A 547-nucleotide genomic window follows, 5' to 3' on the forward strand; every position below is an offset into this window, starting at 1 on the left:
AATGCGGAAGTGGCGGAATTGGTAGACGCACCAGATTTAGGTTCTGGCGCCGCAAGGTGTGAGAGTTCAAGTCTCTCCTTCCGCACCATTATTTAAACATGTGGCATTTAGCGGCATGAAAATTGGGGTATCGCCAAGCGGTAAGGCAACGGGTTTTGATCTCGTCATTCCCAGGTTCGAATCCTGGTACCCCAGCCACTTTAGGTTGGCTACGTAGCTCAGTTGGTTAGAGCACATCACTCATAATGATGGGGTCACAGGTTCGAATCCCGTCGTAGCCACCATTATTCCGATTTGTTGCTAACGCAGTAAATCGCACCGATTTGCGGCGGTGGCGGAATTGGTAGACGCGCTAGCTTCAGGTGCTAGTGTCCGAAAGGACGTGAGGGTTCAAGTCCCTCCCCCCGCACCAAGACAATTGATACTCGGCCCGCCCGCCGATCTATCATACAAATTTGCGGAAGTGGCGGAATTGGTAGACGCACCAGATTTAGGTTCTGGCGCCGCAAGGTGTGAGAGTTCAAGTCTCTCCTTCCGCACCATATCA

Annotated in this window: 5 tRNA genes; all 5 read left to right on the top strand. The window is 52.1% G+C overall.

The features are described 5' to 3' along the window. Positions 1-3: 3 nt before the first annotated feature. The 5 genes from BZG25_RS15640 to BZG25_RS15660 all read left to right on the top strand — a co-directional run bounded on the left by BZG25_RS15640 (position 4) and on the right by BZG25_RS15660 (position 542). A tRNA-Leu gene (locus tag BZG25_RS15640) sits at positions 4-88 on the top strand. Positions 89-123: 35 nt separating this feature from the next. Next, a tRNA-Gln gene (locus BZG25_RS15645) sits at positions 124-198 on the top strand. A gap of 9 nt (positions 199-207) precedes the next feature. Then, a tRNA-Met gene (locus BZG25_RS15650) sits at positions 208-284 on the top strand. A 41-nt stretch (positions 285-325) separates the two neighbouring features. After that, positions 326-412, top strand: a tRNA-Leu gene (locus tag BZG25_RS15655). A gap of 45 nt (positions 413-457) precedes the next feature. After that, a tRNA-Leu gene (locus BZG25_RS15660) sits at positions 458-542 on the top strand. Positions 543-547: the final 5 nt, after the last annotated feature.

The organism is Salinivibrio sp. ML198, assembly GCF_001996015.1.
Lineage (GTDB): Bacteria > Pseudomonadota > Gammaproteobacteria > Enterobacterales > Vibrionaceae > Salinivibrio > Salinivibrio siamensis.